Annotated in this window: 12 protein-coding genes and 1 tRNA gene; 3 read left to right on the top strand and 10 right to left on the bottom strand. The window is 64.6% G+C overall.

What is annotated here, in order from left to right:
* Positions 1-41: 41 nt before the first annotated feature.
* Together G6N30_RS05515 and G6N30_RS05510 are read right to left on the bottom strand one after the other, a co-directional pair.
* Positions 42-578: a YbhB/YbcL family Raf kinase inhibitor-like protein gene (locus G6N30_RS05515; protein WP_134060367.1), complete on the bottom strand. Its 537-nt coding sequence runs from the start codon at positions 576-578 to the stop codon at positions 42-44.
* Positions 579-605: 27 nt separating this feature from the next.
* The gene (locus G6N30_RS05510; protein WP_134060366.1) at positions 606-1,940 is read right to left on the bottom strand and encodes a M20/M25/M40 family metallo-hydrolase; all 1,335 of its coding nucleotides are present in this window, start codon (positions 1,938-1,940) and stop codon (positions 606-608) included.
* A 76-nt stretch (positions 1,941-2,016) separates the two neighbouring features.
* Between G6N30_RS05510 and G6N30_RS05505 the strand changes: the two genes are divergently transcribed.
* Positions 2,017-2,102, top strand: a tRNA-Leu gene (locus tag G6N30_RS05505).
* Here the strand turns inward: G6N30_RS05505 and G6N30_RS05500 are convergent.
* The 4 genes from G6N30_RS05500 to G6N30_RS05485 form a co-directional block, all read right to left on the bottom strand.
* Positions 2,084-3,730, bottom strand: a complete 1,647-nt coding sequence (locus tag G6N30_RS05500) for a recombinase family protein (RefSeq protein WP_011560558.1) — start codon at positions 3,728-3,730, stop codon at positions 2,084-2,086. The two genes, G6N30_RS05505 and G6N30_RS05500, sit on opposite strands and share 19 nt — an antisense overlap.
* 189 nt (positions 3,731-3,919) lie before the next feature.
* On the bottom strand, positions 3,920-5,419 hold the full coding sequence (locus G6N30_RS05495) for a replication initiator (protein WP_011560559.1): 1,500 nt from the start codon (positions 5,417-5,419) through the stop codon (positions 3,920-3,922).
* Positions 5,420-5,423: 4 nt separating this feature from the next.
* Positions 5,424-6,869 carry an FtsK/SpoIIIE domain-containing protein gene (locus tag G6N30_RS05490; protein WP_017205322.1) on the bottom strand — a complete coding sequence of 482 codons (1,446 nt, stop codon included), beginning with the start codon at positions 6,867-6,869 and terminating at the stop codon, positions 5,424-5,426.
* Positions 6,870-6,961: 92 nt separating this feature from the next.
* Positions 6,962-7,306, bottom strand: coding sequence for an SCO3933 family regulatory protein (locus G6N30_RS05485; RefSeq protein ID WP_011560561.1), 345 nt, complete (start codon positions 7,304-7,306; stop codon positions 6,962-6,964).
* A 253-nt stretch (positions 7,307-7,559) separates the two neighbouring features.
* Here G6N30_RS05485 and G6N30_RS05480 point away from each other — a divergent pair, with 253 nt between their 5' ends.
* Both G6N30_RS05480 and G6N30_RS05475 read left to right on the top strand, forming a co-directional pair.
* Complete coding sequence (locus tag G6N30_RS05480; protein ID WP_011560562.1) at positions 7,560-8,360, top strand: hypothetical protein; 801 nt, start codon at positions 7,560-7,562, stop codon at positions 8,358-8,360.
* Positions 8,361-8,366: 6 nt separating this feature from the next.
* Positions 8,367-8,834 carry an NUDIX hydrolase gene (locus tag G6N30_RS05475; protein WP_005110618.1) on the top strand — a complete coding sequence of 156 codons (468 nt, stop codon included), beginning with the start codon at positions 8,367-8,369 and terminating at the stop codon, positions 8,832-8,834.
* Between the two features lie 8 nt (positions 8,835-8,842).
* On the opposite strand, the gene G6N30_RS05470 is transcribed toward G6N30_RS05475, so the two are convergent.
* The 4 genes from G6N30_RS05470 to G6N30_RS05450 form a co-directional block, all read right to left on the bottom strand.
* Entirely contained in the window at positions 8,843-9,379 is a 537-nt protein-coding gene (locus tag G6N30_RS05470; protein ID WP_005110615.1) for an HD domain-containing protein, read from the bottom strand.
* Between the two features lie 588 nt (positions 9,380-9,967).
* A complete protein-coding gene (locus G6N30_RS05460; RefSeq protein WP_011768281.1) occupies positions 9,968-11,743 on the bottom strand; it encodes a ThiF family adenylyltransferase in 1,776 nt (591 codons plus the stop codon).
* A complete protein-coding gene (locus G6N30_RS05455) occupies positions 11,740-12,753 on the bottom strand; it encodes an SMODS domain-containing nucleotidyltransferase (RefSeq protein ID WP_005110610.1) in 1,014 nt (337 codons plus the stop codon). The genes G6N30_RS05460 and G6N30_RS05455 overlap by 4 nt, the downstream gene beginning before the upstream one ends.
* Entirely contained in the window at positions 12,740-13,855 is a 1,116-nt protein-coding gene (locus tag G6N30_RS05450; RefSeq protein WP_011560565.1) for a CBASS cGAMP-activated phospholipase, read from the bottom strand. Before G6N30_RS05450 ends, G6N30_RS05455 begins: the two co-directional genes overlap by 14 nt.
* Positions 13,856-13,871 lie beyond the last annotated feature (16 nt).

The following is a 13,871-nucleotide window of genomic DNA, read 5'->3' as shown; positions in this document are numbered from 1 at the left end:
GGCCGCAGAACGCGATTCTCTGTCTGCTCGCGGGTCTGGCGTTACTTCTGCTCGTACGTGCCGTGGATGAGTGCGCGGGCGATCGCGTGGCTGAACAGGTTGAACCCGAGGTAGGCCGGAGTCGCGTCCTCGGGGATGTCGAGCTTCTCCACGTCCACCGCGTGCACGGCGATGATGTAGCGGTGCGGGCCGTGGCCGGGCGGCGGCGCGGCCCCGACGAACCGCTTCATACCCGCGTCGTTGGCCAGCGTCACCGCATCGCCCGGGAAGCCCTTGGAGCTGCCGTCGCCGACGCCGGCGGGCAGGTCGGTGACCGTGGCGGGCAGGTTGAACACCGCCCAGTGCCAGAAACCCGATCCGGTGGGGGCGTCGGGGTCGTAGACGGTGACCGCGAAGCTGCGCGTCTCCTCGGGGAAGCCCGACCACGACAGCTGCGGGGACACATCGGAGCCGCCCGCACCCATCAGGCCGCTCACCTGGTCGTTGGACAGCGGCTGGCCGTCGGTGACCGATTCGGAGGTCAGCGTGAACGACGGCAGCTTCGGGAGGAACTCATAGGGGTTGTACGGAAAAGCCATGATGTCCTTTCGCGTGGAGGGAACCGCTCAGCAGTGCTCGAGAAAGTGTTGCAGAACCCGGGCGCCGAATTCGAGCGCGTCAACGGGTACCCGTTCGTCGATGCCGTGGAACAGCGCGGCGAAGTCGAGTTCGGGCGGCAGCCGCAGCGGGATGAATCCGAAGCAGCGAATCCCCAACCGCTGGAACGACTTCGCGTCGGTGCCGCCCGAGAGCATGTAGGGCACGGTGCGCGCGTCGGGGTCCAGCGCCAGCAGCGAGGCGTTCATCTGGTCGACGAGGTCGCCGTCGAACGTCGTCTCGTACGACGGCAGGTCGCGCTCCCAGGACCGCACCACGTCCGGGCCGATCAGCGCGTCGACCTCGCGCTCGAACGCCTCCTTGCGGCCCGGCAGCACCCGGCAGTCGACCATGGCCTCCGCGGTCTGCGGGATGACGTTGGCCTTGTAGCCGGCCTTGAGCATCGTCGGGTTGGCGGTGTCGCGCAGCGTGGCCCCGACGATGCGGGCGATGCCGCCGAGCTTGGCGATCGTGCCGTCGAGATCCGGCGAGTCGACGTCGAACGAGTATCCGGTCTCCTCGGCGACCGCGGTGAGGAACTGGTGGACGGTGTCGGACAGCACCAGCGGGAACTGGTGGCGGCCGAGCTTCGCGACGGCCTCGGCGACGGCGGTGACCGCGTTGTCGTCGTGCACCATCGACCCGTGCCCGGCCCGTCCGCGCGCGGTGAGCCGCATCCACGACAGCCCCTTCTCGGCCGTCTCGATGAGGTAGAGGCGGCGCTCGCCGCCGTCGCGGCGCGGCACCGTCAGCGAGAATCCGCCGACCTCGCCGATCGCCTCGGTGACGCCGTTGAACAGGTCCGGCCGGTTGTCCACCAGCCAGTCGGCGCCGTAGGTGCCGCCGTGCTCCTCGTCGGAGACGAACGCGAAGACCAGGTCGCGGGGCGGGACGATGCCCTCGCGTTTGAAGTGGCGGGCGACGGCGATCATCATCCCGCACATGTCCTTCATGTCGACCGCGCCGCGGCCCCACACATACCCGTCGGACACCGCGCCGGAGAAGGGGTGCACGCTCCAGTCGGCCGGTTCGGCGGGCACCACGTCGAGGTGCCCGTGGACCATCAGCGCGCCGCGCGACGCGTCGGCGCCCGGCAGGCGGGCGAACACGTTGCCGCGGTTCGGGGCACCGGCCTCGAGGTACTCGCACTCGTAGCCGACTTCTTCGAGTTGGGCCTGCACCCAGCGGGCGCAGTCGCCCTCCCCCTTGGTGGTGGCCGGGTCTCCGGTGTTGGAGGTGTCGAAGCGAATCAGCGAGCTGACGAGCTCGACCACCTCATCCGCGGGTCCTGTCACAGTGTCCATTCGTACCAGGGGCAGTGGGTTTGGGTTCGGGCTGCCTGATCCGATAGCCTTAGCTGCCCGCGCGAGACGTGGGACGGTCCGAGTGGCGGAATGGCAGACGCGCTAGCTTGAGGTGCTAGTGCCCTATTAACGGGCGTGGGGGTTCAAGTCCCCCCTCGGACACATCCGGCGACACGACTCAGGTCGGCAGTCGCCGTGACTCGCCGAAGATGCGGGTCGTAGTCGAGACGCAGGCCCAAGCTTGCGTACACCTCGGCGCGCTCAGCTCCGGTTGCCGCGCCGAGGATGACCGACAGTCCGCCTAACTCCTTAACTAACTCACTGATCTCGGCGGCACACATGGCGCGGGGCCGCTCCACTCGCTCAACGCGTGCCCTCAGCTCGTCGCGCTCGGCGGTACGTTGACGCAACGCAGCAGTTAGATCCTCAACGGCCACGCCAGACTCCACGGCGGTGATCAAGGCAGCCACTTTGGCATTCGCCTCGCTCAGCTGGCGCTGCAAGGCGGCGTAGCCAGGTCCGGCCGCCGGGTCCACGTCTTGCCCGCGTGCGAGGTCTTCTGGATCGGCCAGAGTGGCGATCCATTCGTCGAGTCGCGCTGTCACTGCGTCTTCGCGGAGATAGACGGTGCGCGGATGATCACTCAGGTCCACAGGTACAGAACGTGACTTGCCGAACTCACAACGGTAGAGGATCCGCGTTGTTTGCTTCCCCGGCCGGGCGGCGCCCTGCATTCGCCGTCCACATGCGGCGCAGAACAGCAGCCCACGCAGCGCATACGGCACTGTCGATTCTCTGCTGCACACGCGACCGGGACCACGCCGCGCCTGCATCCGGAGACGAACAGCCTGCGCCAGCTCATCAGGGATCAGCTCTTCGTGCGTGCGTCGATCGGGTGCGATCCAGTCGGCCCGATCGCGCCACCGCATGCGAGTCTCATATCCCGCGGCGACATCATCGGGGTTCAAAAGGACCTCATACTTCTCCTGCTTGCCCCAGACACGGATACCGCGGTACGCAGGGTTGTCGAGAATGGCGCGGATCGCCGAATGGGACCATCCACGTGGGTCACGATGCCGGTTCCGTGCCGGGTCGTATTGGCTCGGTGATGGCACTCCATCGTCGGTGAGCTGCTGTGCGATGAAGCGCAAGCCAGCACCATCGGCATACATGCGATAGATCCGCTCGACGGTCGGGGCGGTCTCGGGGTCAGGCTCCAGGCGGTGAAGACGCTGCCCAAGACTTGCCTTGGCGGGGTTTGGGTGCGGGCCGGCATCGACGAGTTGATAACCGTACGGTGGGCGACCGCCGAGGTATCTGGTTGTGTCCTGCGCGAGTGCCGACATCGCGGTACGCACGCGCATCTGGATTCGCGCACGTTCTCCCTTGCTCATTCCGCCAAAGAGCGTCATCACGAGGTCGTGTGCCTCGGATCCGGGATCAACCGCTCCGCCAACTTCAGGCACCCATAGGCCGACCCCGTAGTGCGTGAGCACCGGGAAGGTGAGCGCAAATTGCGGTCCGTAGAACGCGCGAGCAGGTTCCCCGATCACGACGGCATCGAAGCCACGGCCACGAGAAGTGACATCTGCGAGCAGACGTGAAGCCTCCGGCCTGCGTTTCCAGGGAAGCGACCGGCTCTGGCCTATATCGAAGTAGTCGGCGGCGAGGACGCCGCCATGCGGACTGATCAGATCGATGGCACGACGTTTCTGCCAGCTGCGGCTCGCCTCCGGATCTTGGGCGTCCTCGGTACTCACTCGGCCATAGAAGGCGAACCTGAGGCTCATGCCACTCCCCTCCCTGATCTAGGCGTCCGGTCCCGCATAGCCAGTATGACGTTTACCAGCGCGCGGTTGGCCTCGCGCGGGAGCCGATACCGGTTCGGCAGGTCAATTTCAACACCTCCCTCTGACATGTTCGGAGCATCGACTCGAACGTCACACTCGGAGCGAGCATGTGTCGTAGTCGGGCATCTTTCAGCCATCGCTTGCCCCTAGCGGATCCCATTGTTCGTTGTGGGCTTGGCGACGTGCTTCTACCAGTCCGATGAGGCGGGAGTGGATGCGTTGGAGGGCCGCGGAATAGACGAGACTGCGATCGCCGAGGCTGCCGAGGCCGGCACGTTCGAACTCCCACGCCACCAGATCATCGCGACCGGCGAAGTCACAGTTGGGATCGTATTGGTATGCAGTGCTTTTCAAGCGTTCTTCACGCGTCCAAATGGCGCGCTGTTCGCGCAGCACGGTCATGGTAGTGGAATAACGGCGGGATTTGCTGGTGATGTGGCCGCGGAATCCGAGGGTGTGCAACCACCGCCCGATGCCGGACAGTCCTTTGTCCGCGAGATCGCTGATGGTGGTCAGGATGGTCCGCACATGCTCTGACACGTCCAGGTCGGGTATGGCTTCCGTAGATAGGCGGCGCGCGCTGATTCCGAGGTCTACCAAGGATTTGGTGACATACTTGGCGAGATAGCGTGCCACCAGCCGGCCAGACATGGACCGTCCTGAGCCTGACCCTGGTTCTGGTTCTGGTTCTGGTGGAGCACTTTTCACTGGTTTTGCGGATGCGGCGAGGGGTTGGGTGTCGATCTGTGTGCCGAAACGCATCGTCCGCGCATCGGTATCAGCGGTCGGATCGTCGATGGTGAGCGTGACGGTGCGGGCGGCGTGTTGGATGATGGTGGCGAGTTCGACTGCACCGATGGGTGATTCCCAATCGGTCTGATCGGGGTCGTCTTGGGGGTCCAGGCGGATCAGGGCGTGGATGTGTGGGATGGCGCGGGCTTGCAGTTCGACGATTTTGATGAAGCTCACCCGCACCGCATCCGGATCCACACCGGTGGCTTTCAGTTCTTTGCGGAGGGTGCGCCGCATGGTGATGGTGAAGCGTCGCCACAGTTCGGGAAGATGCCAGGCGAACAGGACATGCCCGGCATAGTCGTAGCACTCCGGACAGAGCGGCTGACCGACCCGCTCGTCGCCATGATCATGGGACATGCTGCACCACAATTGTTTTCCATGCGGGCAGCGGCGGTAGCCGCCGATCCGGTGCTGGTCTCGGCATACCTGCGCTTTCTTGTCCCCCGACGTCGTGGCGGTGTGGACGGCCCCGAAGCTGGGGGCAGTCAGGGTGAGGAAAACTTGCGGATGATCGCCCACCGCGGTGGGCATGCCGTGGTGGCCTCCCGCAGCGCCGGCGTGCACGAGTTGCCAGGTGTCGCGGGCGTAGAGATCTGAACACGACGGGCAAATGTGGGCGCGACGGTTGTTGCACCGCGTCCACACCACCCGCTGACGCCCGTACTCATCGGTACCGATCAGCTGGATGGGGTGAGCGCAGAATCCGACGGATTCTGCTCGTCGCCACCAGGATTGGTATCCCATCGACGCGGCCCGGCGCACCATCTGCTCGACCACTCGGGTGGTATCAACTGTATCCGGAACACCCGGCAGGGCAAGCTGCGCCGATGTCATGGAGCTATTCACCGCTGCCCTCACCCACGGTGTGCCCGGTATCGGTGTTGTGTGGCTGGTGGGTCTTGTTCGGTCGGCTCGGGGGTCGGCGGAACCGAGTGGCCAGCGCGGTGATGTCGTGGTCGGTGACGTGGAAGGCCCGCACCCGCTGGGCGTAGGCGGTGCCGTCAACCATCATGTAGCCAACACCCGGTGTCGCGTCGGGGATGCGGTCACATTCGGCGCCGGCATCGCGTGCTCCCTGTCCCAGGACCATAGTGGTTTGGGTGGCTTCAGTCAGGCGCAACCCGATCCGCACCGTGAACAGCTGCCTTAACGGCAGGGTGTCTTTGGCGGGGTCTTGCACCGCGGCGACGACGCTGATGCCGACTGCGCGGCCTTGCGAGAGCAGGAGGCCCAGGAGTTGTTCGATTTCGGTGCGGACCTTGCGGTCGGTCACATACGCACTCAGTGCTGCGATTTCATCGATCACTACCACGAACAACGGCTCCGACGTCGTGGGAGTGTGTAGTCGGGTGTGGCCGCGCAGACGATTCGCCCGGGCGTGCATCACCGTGACGAGCTGGCGTAGCAGCTCCAGGGTGGTGTCGGTGGCGTCGTGGGTGAACACGGTGAACAGGGGTGCTCCGGCACCGAGTTCCATGCCACCTTTGGGGTCGATGACACATAACCGCACCAGTCCGGTCTTCACCGCGGGGGCGATGCCGGCGATCAACGACCACAGCACTGAGCCTTTACCTGCGCCGGTTGCCCCGGCGATCAGCACATGGTGACCGAGCAGCGGCACTTGCCACCAATGCCGCGTTTCGGTGATCCCGACCCGCACCAGCGCCAGGTCCACCGGGGTTGCCGGGGCGGGCATGGGCAGGACGATCGGTTCAGCGAGCACGTCTGCCCGCATTAAAGTGATGCGCAGTTCGCCAGGCGAGGTGGCGGTGATGCTGATGCGGTCGGCGCGCCACGCGGCGGCCAGCGCGTCGGACTGTTTATGCCAATCTGCCACGGACTGGCCGGTGACGATGCGCACCGCCAGCACATCGGTGGTTTTACCGATTGTCACCGTGCGCAGGGTGGGAGTGAGGGTGCGGCCGCCGAGTGTGGCCGTCAGGCCGTGCAAGGTGCAGGTCGATTCCCAGGTGCGGGTGTAGCGCGACCACGTGAGCCAGCGCCGCCGTACCGGTTCGGTCACCCAGGCGCGAAATGACCCCGGTTGGAGCCAGGCCCAGCCCGCATACCCGGCACTGCACACGATCGCGCAGATCAGGCCCACGCGTGGGCCGTGGCTGATGGCAAGCACGAGGCTGGCGATGATGGGCACGTTGATCGCCGGGAACAGCACCGCCCACCAGAGCACATACCCGGCTGCGGTGAACAGCGACATGACCAGTTCTCCGAACCAGTCGTCATCGCCTGATCCACTGTTGGTGGTGTTCTTATTGTTCGATGTCATGAGAGATGCCCTCCGTGAGCGTGTGGTCAACAGCAATGCCCGGGGTGGCGGGGTGCGGTGATCGGTTCACCGCACCCCACACCCGCTTGGGGTTACTTCTGCGGGCGTGTCTGCTCACTCGGCGCAGCACCACTGGCGGTGGCGGGGGTGAGGGCATCAGCGCGGAACGCCACCCCGCTGCGATCACCTTGGGCCCACGGGATGGCCACCAGACCAACCACCGAAATAGACTGCGTGACTGTAACTTTGGGGTCTCCTGCCACGGTGACATTGAGTACTTCGCCGCCGGAGTCATCCAGCGCGAGGACCTGGGTGGCGTACATCGGCATCCCGGTGGCGGTGTCGACTTTCGGGGCGCCGGTTTCGAAGTTCAGCCGTGGCTCCGGAGCGCGGGTGACGATAAAACGAGTTCCAGACGTATCGATTCTCAAACGCATTGTCCTACTAGTCCTTTCGTGAGATGTTGACGCCGGTCCGGCGCTGGATTCAGTTCACGTGGACATCACGGACGTTGCGAGAGACATGTGCCGACATTTCCGACACATCCACGGGCATTTCGGACACGGCCGGACATACCCACGGACATCACACCGACACTATCGCCGCAGGGTGGCGGCAATCGCATGGCAAACTAGACACCACGCGCTGAAGGATGGATACGGACGACACGGGAAGATGTGCGCTGACACGATGGACGAGCAGGACGGCACCGAGGCCGCCATCACTCCCAACGATCGCCTCGCGCAGCGGCTACAGGCCAAAGGTCTGTCCTCGCAGCGGTTCGCCACCGCGGTGGGTGTCGATATCAAGTCGGTGCGACGCTGGCTGGCCGATAGCGACTACAGAATTCGCGAACACAACGCCCGCAGCGCCAGCGAGGTGCTCGACTGCACTCCGCATGACCTGTGGCCCAAGCAGTACCCGGCCGCTACCCCCCGTGCAGTGACAACAGCGTCTGCGGGTGGGCCATTCACCGCGACCCTGTATGCCAGCCGTACTCAGCTGCCGATCACGACGTGGCAGCAGCATTTCGCCGACGCCACCACCGGCATCGACATCCTCGTGCTCGCGGCCACGTTCCTGTTCGACACCCTCGACGGATTCCTCGACACCCTGCTCGCCGCCGCCGCCCGCGGTGTGTCGGTGCGGTTTCTCGTCGGGGATCCCGACACTGCGACCACGATCTTGCGCGGTGAGGAGGAAGGGATCGGCGAGGCTGTCATCGCCCGCTGCCGCACGTCGGTGGAGTTGCTCGCCCCTCACGCTTGTACCCCGGGGCTGGACATTCGCACCCACGACACCGCGCTCTACACGTCGATCTTTCGGGTCGATGACGCCATGATTGTCAACTTCCACATCTACGGCTCACCCGGGCGCAACAACCCTGTGCTGGTTCTGTCACGTCACCATGAGCCAAGGCTCTGGACCACCCTCGAAGACGCTTTCACCCAGGTCTGGAACCGCGCCAGACCGCTGACCGCGAAAGGCTGACCCCCGATGCGCACCGACTACTACAATGACCCCAACGCCCCGGCGCCCAACAGTGTCGTTCCGTCCGCCTCGGCCATCGTCACCGACGAACAAGGTCGTATTCTGCTGATCAAACGCCGCGACAACACCCTGTGGGCGTTACCCGGCGGCGGACACGACATCGGCGAAACCATCGCCGACACCGCCGTGCGGGAAGTCAAAGAAGAAACCGGGCTCGACGTCGAAGTCACGGGTCTGGTCGGTGTCTACACCAACCCCCACCACGTGGTCGCGTTCACCGATGGCGAAGTGCGCCAACAATTCTCGCTACTGTTCGCCACCACGGTGCTCGGCGGGACCCTCGCCATCGACCACGAAAGCACCGACATCGCCTGGACTGCCCCCGACGACATCGCTGGCCTGGATATGCATCCGTCGATGCGACTGCGCGTCGAGCACTACCTGCAACGCCGCGACAGCCCCTACCTCGGCTGACCGCTGGGCTACAGCCAGTCGCGTACTCGCCGGACCGCCGCCAACAATTCGTCGCGGCCCGCGTCGACCGCCCGGTGCACCGGGTCCTCGGATCCATAACGCGCCAACACGTCGCGTAGTCGATCTCGCGGTGATATCGGCGCCCCGTCAGGTCCAGTCGTCAGATCGCAAAAAGTCAACGCATCAAGGACATTGCTGGGCGGATCGCTGAACGCGGACAAACCCGACAAGCCCCGCTCGGCAGCCTCCGCGTGCGCTCCGGTATGAAAGGCCACCAAGGAAGCGACCAGCTCCCCGAAACCCGCCGATCGCACGAACTCCGCTCCATCAAGGGGATGAAAACCGGTCCGGCGCACCGACGGTGCGTAACCGATATCGTGCAACCACCCCGCCGCGACCAGACAGTCCGCCGTTTGAGCATCGAAACGCCGGCTCAACCGCTCGGCAGTCGTCGCGACCCCCCGGACATGCGCCAACCGCCGCGGCTGCTCAGCCAGCCGCGCCTCGGCCTCGCGCCGTGCACGCTGCGCCAAAACTACGCTCACAACCGCCAGCCTACGAGCCCCAGCACCATGCCGCAGCCCCGTCGCGGCTGATGGCGCAGATCCTGGACACCCGCGACCCGCAGGAACCGGCGGCCACCAGCAGGCTTCGCTACGCTCGCTCTGCTCCCGTCCGCTGGCGCTCCCGTCCGCGCCGCTCCCTGCGCTCCGCCCTCCGTCCGCCGCCACGCATGCATGCACCCACGACCGGCGCCGGAACTAAGTCGCAGGCCACAGCGCTGGCATCACGACGAGGCGCAGCTGCCCTCGCTGCTCGCCGCATCGAGACGCCGCGAGCGGCAGGCCGGACCAATAGCCTGACCGTCGCTGACCTGCGATGTGAGAACTTTCTTTACTGGTATCGAGACACCTGCTCGATACAGCGGCGAAGGCGTACCGCCGCTAACAGGAAGAAGTGCAGGTCACGTTCAAGAGTTTGGAGTTCCACGTGGTCGGCGTGCCGCTTGTTGAAGCGTCGGTCGATGCGTCCTGATTGGAGCGCCACGGCGTTGATCCAGTTGGTTGCCTCGGTGCGAAGACGCTCGACAATGACGCCCTCTGATGGGGCATTGCGTTGACGTTCCGTTGCCCTCATTCTGTCCCTGCTGTGTGATCCATGGGGTGCGTTACACCGGGGAGGAAGTGGTGTCGGGGGCCGCTGGCCGCGTGCGGCAGAGCGATGAGGTGTGTGCCCGAAACCGCGGAGTCCGGTTGTTGGAGGTGGCTTCCGATCAGGTTGACGAGTGTGGCTGCGACCGCTACGAGGTCGGCTGCCGAGCCGTGGAATGTGGGGACCGAGCAGCCCCTGGTTGGTATAAGTTCGTCATCGCTGGGTTCTTGCCACAGCGTGTGGTAGAGCTCAAGTCCGCTGTCGCCCTGGATTGTTCGGCCAGCGTCTTGATCGATGCTGGAAACTGTCGCTGTTGCGCTTGCGGCGCACAGCACGGCTAGGCCGAGCGTGCCAGAGCGAGCGTCTGTGGCGACCTGAGCGATCAATGCCTTTCGCGTCGGCGCAGTTGCCAACGCATCGAGACAGCTCGTGATGCCGTTGTTCACTGTGGCGTCGATGATGAGATCCGCTGCCAGGCATGACGTGTGGTCTTCTGGGAGGTGCCCTTCTGCGACGGTGACCGTCAGGTCATCACGGATCGCGCGGAGCCGTCCAGCGAGTGCCTCGGCTTTGGAACGGCCAATGTCGTCTTCGACGTAGTTTTGTCGGACGAGCAAGCCGCCGGTGACGATGCCAGGGTCGCACACGGTGATCTCCGATGCTCCTGCGCGAGCGATGAATTCGGCGATCCATGATCCGAGCCCGCCGCAGCCCCAGATGTGGACAGTCTTTCGTTGAAATCCGTTCACGGGGCGGCCGTCGTCGCGGCGGGTTGTCACTTCGGGTCGTTCGTCGGACATCCTGCACCACTCAATCGGGATTTCAGTGTTGATCTTCGCGGGGTCGAGAACAACCCCCACACCCCGTTGCTGCGCGACCTCGCGGAGCGCATTCGCCGTTGGGGTGGGGAGCCGTCCGCCCAAGAGGTGGGGTGGGCCTCCAGCGGGGTGCGGCACGGCGAGGACGAAGTATTGCTCGGCGTCGTGGTGATTTCGTAACGCACTCGCCAGGAGGGCGGTGAGGAACGCCGGCGATTGCGGTGCGATCCGGGGAGCCCGTCCTTCGAGGCGGTCAAGGTAGGGGTCGTCCAGGAGAGCAAGCAGTAGCGCGAATGTGGATGCGGCACCGAACGGCAGCGCGGTGGCCAGGGTAATTACCGGTACGCGATGCCCGGCAGCTCCAGGCGAGTACGTCAGGTCGTATCGGTGCGTTGACCGGGCGATCAGGTGAGCCGTTTGGTGGCGCTTCGCCGGTCCGGGTTCTCGGGTAACGATCGTCGGTGTGTCATGTGCCTGATGCGGCACTCCGCCAACAGCGTGGTACATGGCGGTGGCGGCGTCGAAGTTTCCGGCGGCCGCGTCGACGAGCCAGTCCCAAAGGCGGGTGAGTAGGCCGGCCACACCAAGCGTCGGCTGCCATTCCCGTGAAGGATCCAAATAGATGCATAGTCGTTGACCCGCGAGCACATGGGGGTAGCCGAGAAACCGAGTGTGATCAACGTCGATAGCCGGTAGCGAGTACGAAGAGGGGCGAAGCTGAAGGATGAACTCCTCGGTCTCTTGAAGTTGCAGGCCACCCGGATGATGCGGGATGGCGGCCGTGCGTAGCGAGATGCGGAGCGACGCCTCGCCGCTAGCGTCGAGCGTGGGTCTTCCTCGGACCTGGATTTCGTTGGGACGTTGTTGCGCTAGCGCTTTGAGTTCGGCGAGGAGATGCTTCTGCCAGCCCGTCAGCGTGGGCTGGTGGCGTCTGGTCACCCTGCCCGACCAGAGCGCCCCACTGTTGAGTCCGCGGCAGAGGTGGCTGCTGGAAACTTCGCGCTAGCGGTTGTTGTGGCCGGCGCCTTGAATCCGTCGCCGAAGATGTTCTGCCACAGCTGGACACTGCGGTCTTTGTCTTTCTCCTCGTAGGCCGCTTCGATGTCGGCGGCATGCACGTGGATTCGGTCACGGAAGTAGCTGTAGGTCGCCTGAGCGCTCTCGGGGTCTGGTCCCCACCGGTGGTCGAACGTCACGCCGGAACCGGACGGGTCGGCGATGGAGGGCTTGATCGGGTTCGCTTGCAACCAGGTGTCGAGGTCTTGCACGACATGAAGAAGAGTTGTGGGGACGTTGCTGTAGTAACTCGGGTCCAGGAGCTTGCGCAAGTCTGTTACCTGCTCCCCCAGCATGGTGGTCAGCAGGACTGAACGTGTGCCGGTGAACGAATTCTTGTGATCACGAAGGTATTTCATGAGTCTGATCACTTTGCGTAAGTTCCCGCTGGCGATAGAGTCCTGTTTCTTCATCCAATCGGTGAAACCCTGCGGGTTCGTCAGCTCCCACTCGTTGTCGTCGCGGTTGACGATGACCTCTCGACCGTCGGCCAGGTTGAGGTGAGGGACGATGTCGACGTGCATGGAGTTGGCGTAGACGAGCCGCGCGCAGCGGCACTTACGTGAGTGCGGCATGGTGCCGTAGGTGCTGTGCCGATGCAGGGCTGCGTAGACCTCATCGATGTAGGTCTTGGGGTTGTCGGCCCAGTCCGGGTTCTGGCTCATGTCGAGCATGAAGTCGGCGTCGAACTCGTTGTCACCGACGGGGTTGATGATCGTGCGGTGTGCCCAGGAGCCTTGCGGCGTCTTGCCGGTGATCAGCGCACCGATTTCGACGTCGGCTTTGAGTGCCTTGTAGATGGCTTCGACGCGCTGGTTGAGTAGGTCCAGTTTGAACTGGCTGAGATTGACCGTGTCTTTCAGCAAGACGTTGAAGTGGTCAGCGAGTTGCATTGGGGGCCTCCGTGTGTGAAATGCTGCCCGGATCGTCGCGGTGTCGGCGTCCGTTCACCGGTGTGTATGCGGGCGCCTGGTGGTCAGCGAATTTCGCGGTGTAGCTAGGGCTGAGTTCTCGGCTGACTGAGGCAGCGAGGCCGGCCACGTCCTTTGGGTCCGCCGAGTCCAGTGCGTAGAGGCCGCCGGGCACTAGAGCGTCGAAGCGCGTGTAGTTGGATTTGCCGATCAAGTGTTCGGCGAGGCCCTGTCCGCCACGGCTGCTGGCGTTAAGGATCAGCGGGGCAATCGGTCTTGCCCAGTGTAAGAGTCCGCCGCGGTCCAAGCGCTTGGGGTGATCGGTCAGCTGATCAATGGTGCCGACGTTGAGGACGGTAATCGCGTCGAGAGGAACACCGAGCATGCTGACGGCCTCGGCGATCGCGACGACAGCCGGGTTGTTGGCCCATACTCCGCCGTCAATGAGCCTGTGTCCGTCGACGTACGCCGCGGGGAAGTACAGCGGCGCCGCCGAGGTCGCCAGTGCAACGTCCACCATCGGTATGCGCCAGTCGCGGGTCAGCCGTGTGTGGTGCGGAGTCTTGAAGATGTGCACGGCCCCGCGTTGTACATCCCACGCGGGAATGACGAGTCGCTTCGTGCTGTCGCCAAGGAGTCGGGCTCCGAGGACGCCGGTCAACGCTTGCCGCAGCGCCTCTGCGTCATAGATGGGCGATCTCAGCTGCCGTGGTCGGCGCCATCCTCGCCGCCTCGACGCCGGAAAGACTTTCTCGACCAGTTCTTCGTAGTGGGAGACAATCTCCTTCGGCGTGAGGCCCGCACCGAGACCCAGTGCGACGATGCCGCCCGCCGACGTGCCAGCAATGAGGTCGAAGGAATCGGTGATCCTAACGCCCAGATCCTGCTCCAGACGTGCAAGCACATGCGCAGTGAACAACGCCTTGGCGCCCCCTCCATCGAGAGCGAGGACCTGGAAGCGCTCGGGGCGCGGGCCAGCCGCCTCGCGCTCGGCTGCTGGATAGACCTGCGCGGCGAATTCGCCAGGTCCCGGCGAGGACGTACCATTATCAAGGTTGGCAGGCGTCGCGGGAACTACATCCATGTAACTAGACTACGCC

The sequence above is a fragment of the Mycolicibacterium litorale genome (assembly GCF_010731695.1).
GTDB lineage: Bacteria > Actinomycetota > Actinomycetes > Mycobacteriales > Mycobacteriaceae > Mycobacterium > Mycobacterium litorale.
The sequence above is the reverse complement of the archived record's forward strand: the minus strand, read 5'-3'. Positions and strand labels throughout refer to the sequence as shown.

Excerpts from the sequence above, each read along its gene's own strand:
- G6N30_RS05515 (WP_134060367.1), bottom strand. The coding sequence starts at position 578 with ATGGCTTTTCCGTACAACCCCTATGAGTTCCTCCCGAAGCTGCCGTCG.
- G6N30_RS05510 (WP_134060366.1), bottom strand. The coding sequence starts at position 1,940 with ATGGACACTGTGACAGGACCCGCGGATGAGGTGGTCGAGCTCGTCAGC.
- G6N30_RS05500 (WP_011560558.1), bottom strand. The coding sequence starts at position 3,730 with ATGAGCCTCAGGTTCGCCTTCTATGGCCGAGTGAGTACCGAGGACGCC.
- G6N30_RS05495 (WP_011560559.1), bottom strand. The coding sequence starts at position 5,419 with ATGACATCGGCGCAGCTTGCCCTGCCGGGTGTTCCGGATACAGTTGAT.
- G6N30_RS05490 (WP_017205322.1), bottom strand. The coding sequence starts at position 6,869 with ATGACATCGAACAATAAGAACACCACCAACAGTGGATCAGGCGATGAC.
- G6N30_RS05485 (WP_011560561.1), bottom strand. The coding sequence starts at position 7,306 with ATGCGTTTGAGAATCGATACGTCTGGAACTCGTTTTATCGTCACCCGC.
- G6N30_RS05480 (WP_011560562.1), top strand. The coding sequence starts at position 7,560 with ATGGACGAGCAGGACGGCACCGAGGCCGCCATCACTCCCAACGATCGC.
- G6N30_RS05475 (WP_005110618.1), top strand. The coding sequence starts at position 8,367 with ATGCGCACCGACTACTACAATGACCCCAACGCCCCGGCGCCCAACAGT.
- G6N30_RS05455 (WP_005110610.1), bottom strand. The coding sequence starts at position 12,753 with ATGCAACTCGCTGACCACTTCAACGTCTTGCTGAAAGACACGGTCAAT.
- G6N30_RS05450 (WP_011560565.1), bottom strand. The coding sequence starts at position 13,855 with ATGGATGTAGTTCCCGCGACGCCTGCCAACCTTGATAATGGTACGTCC.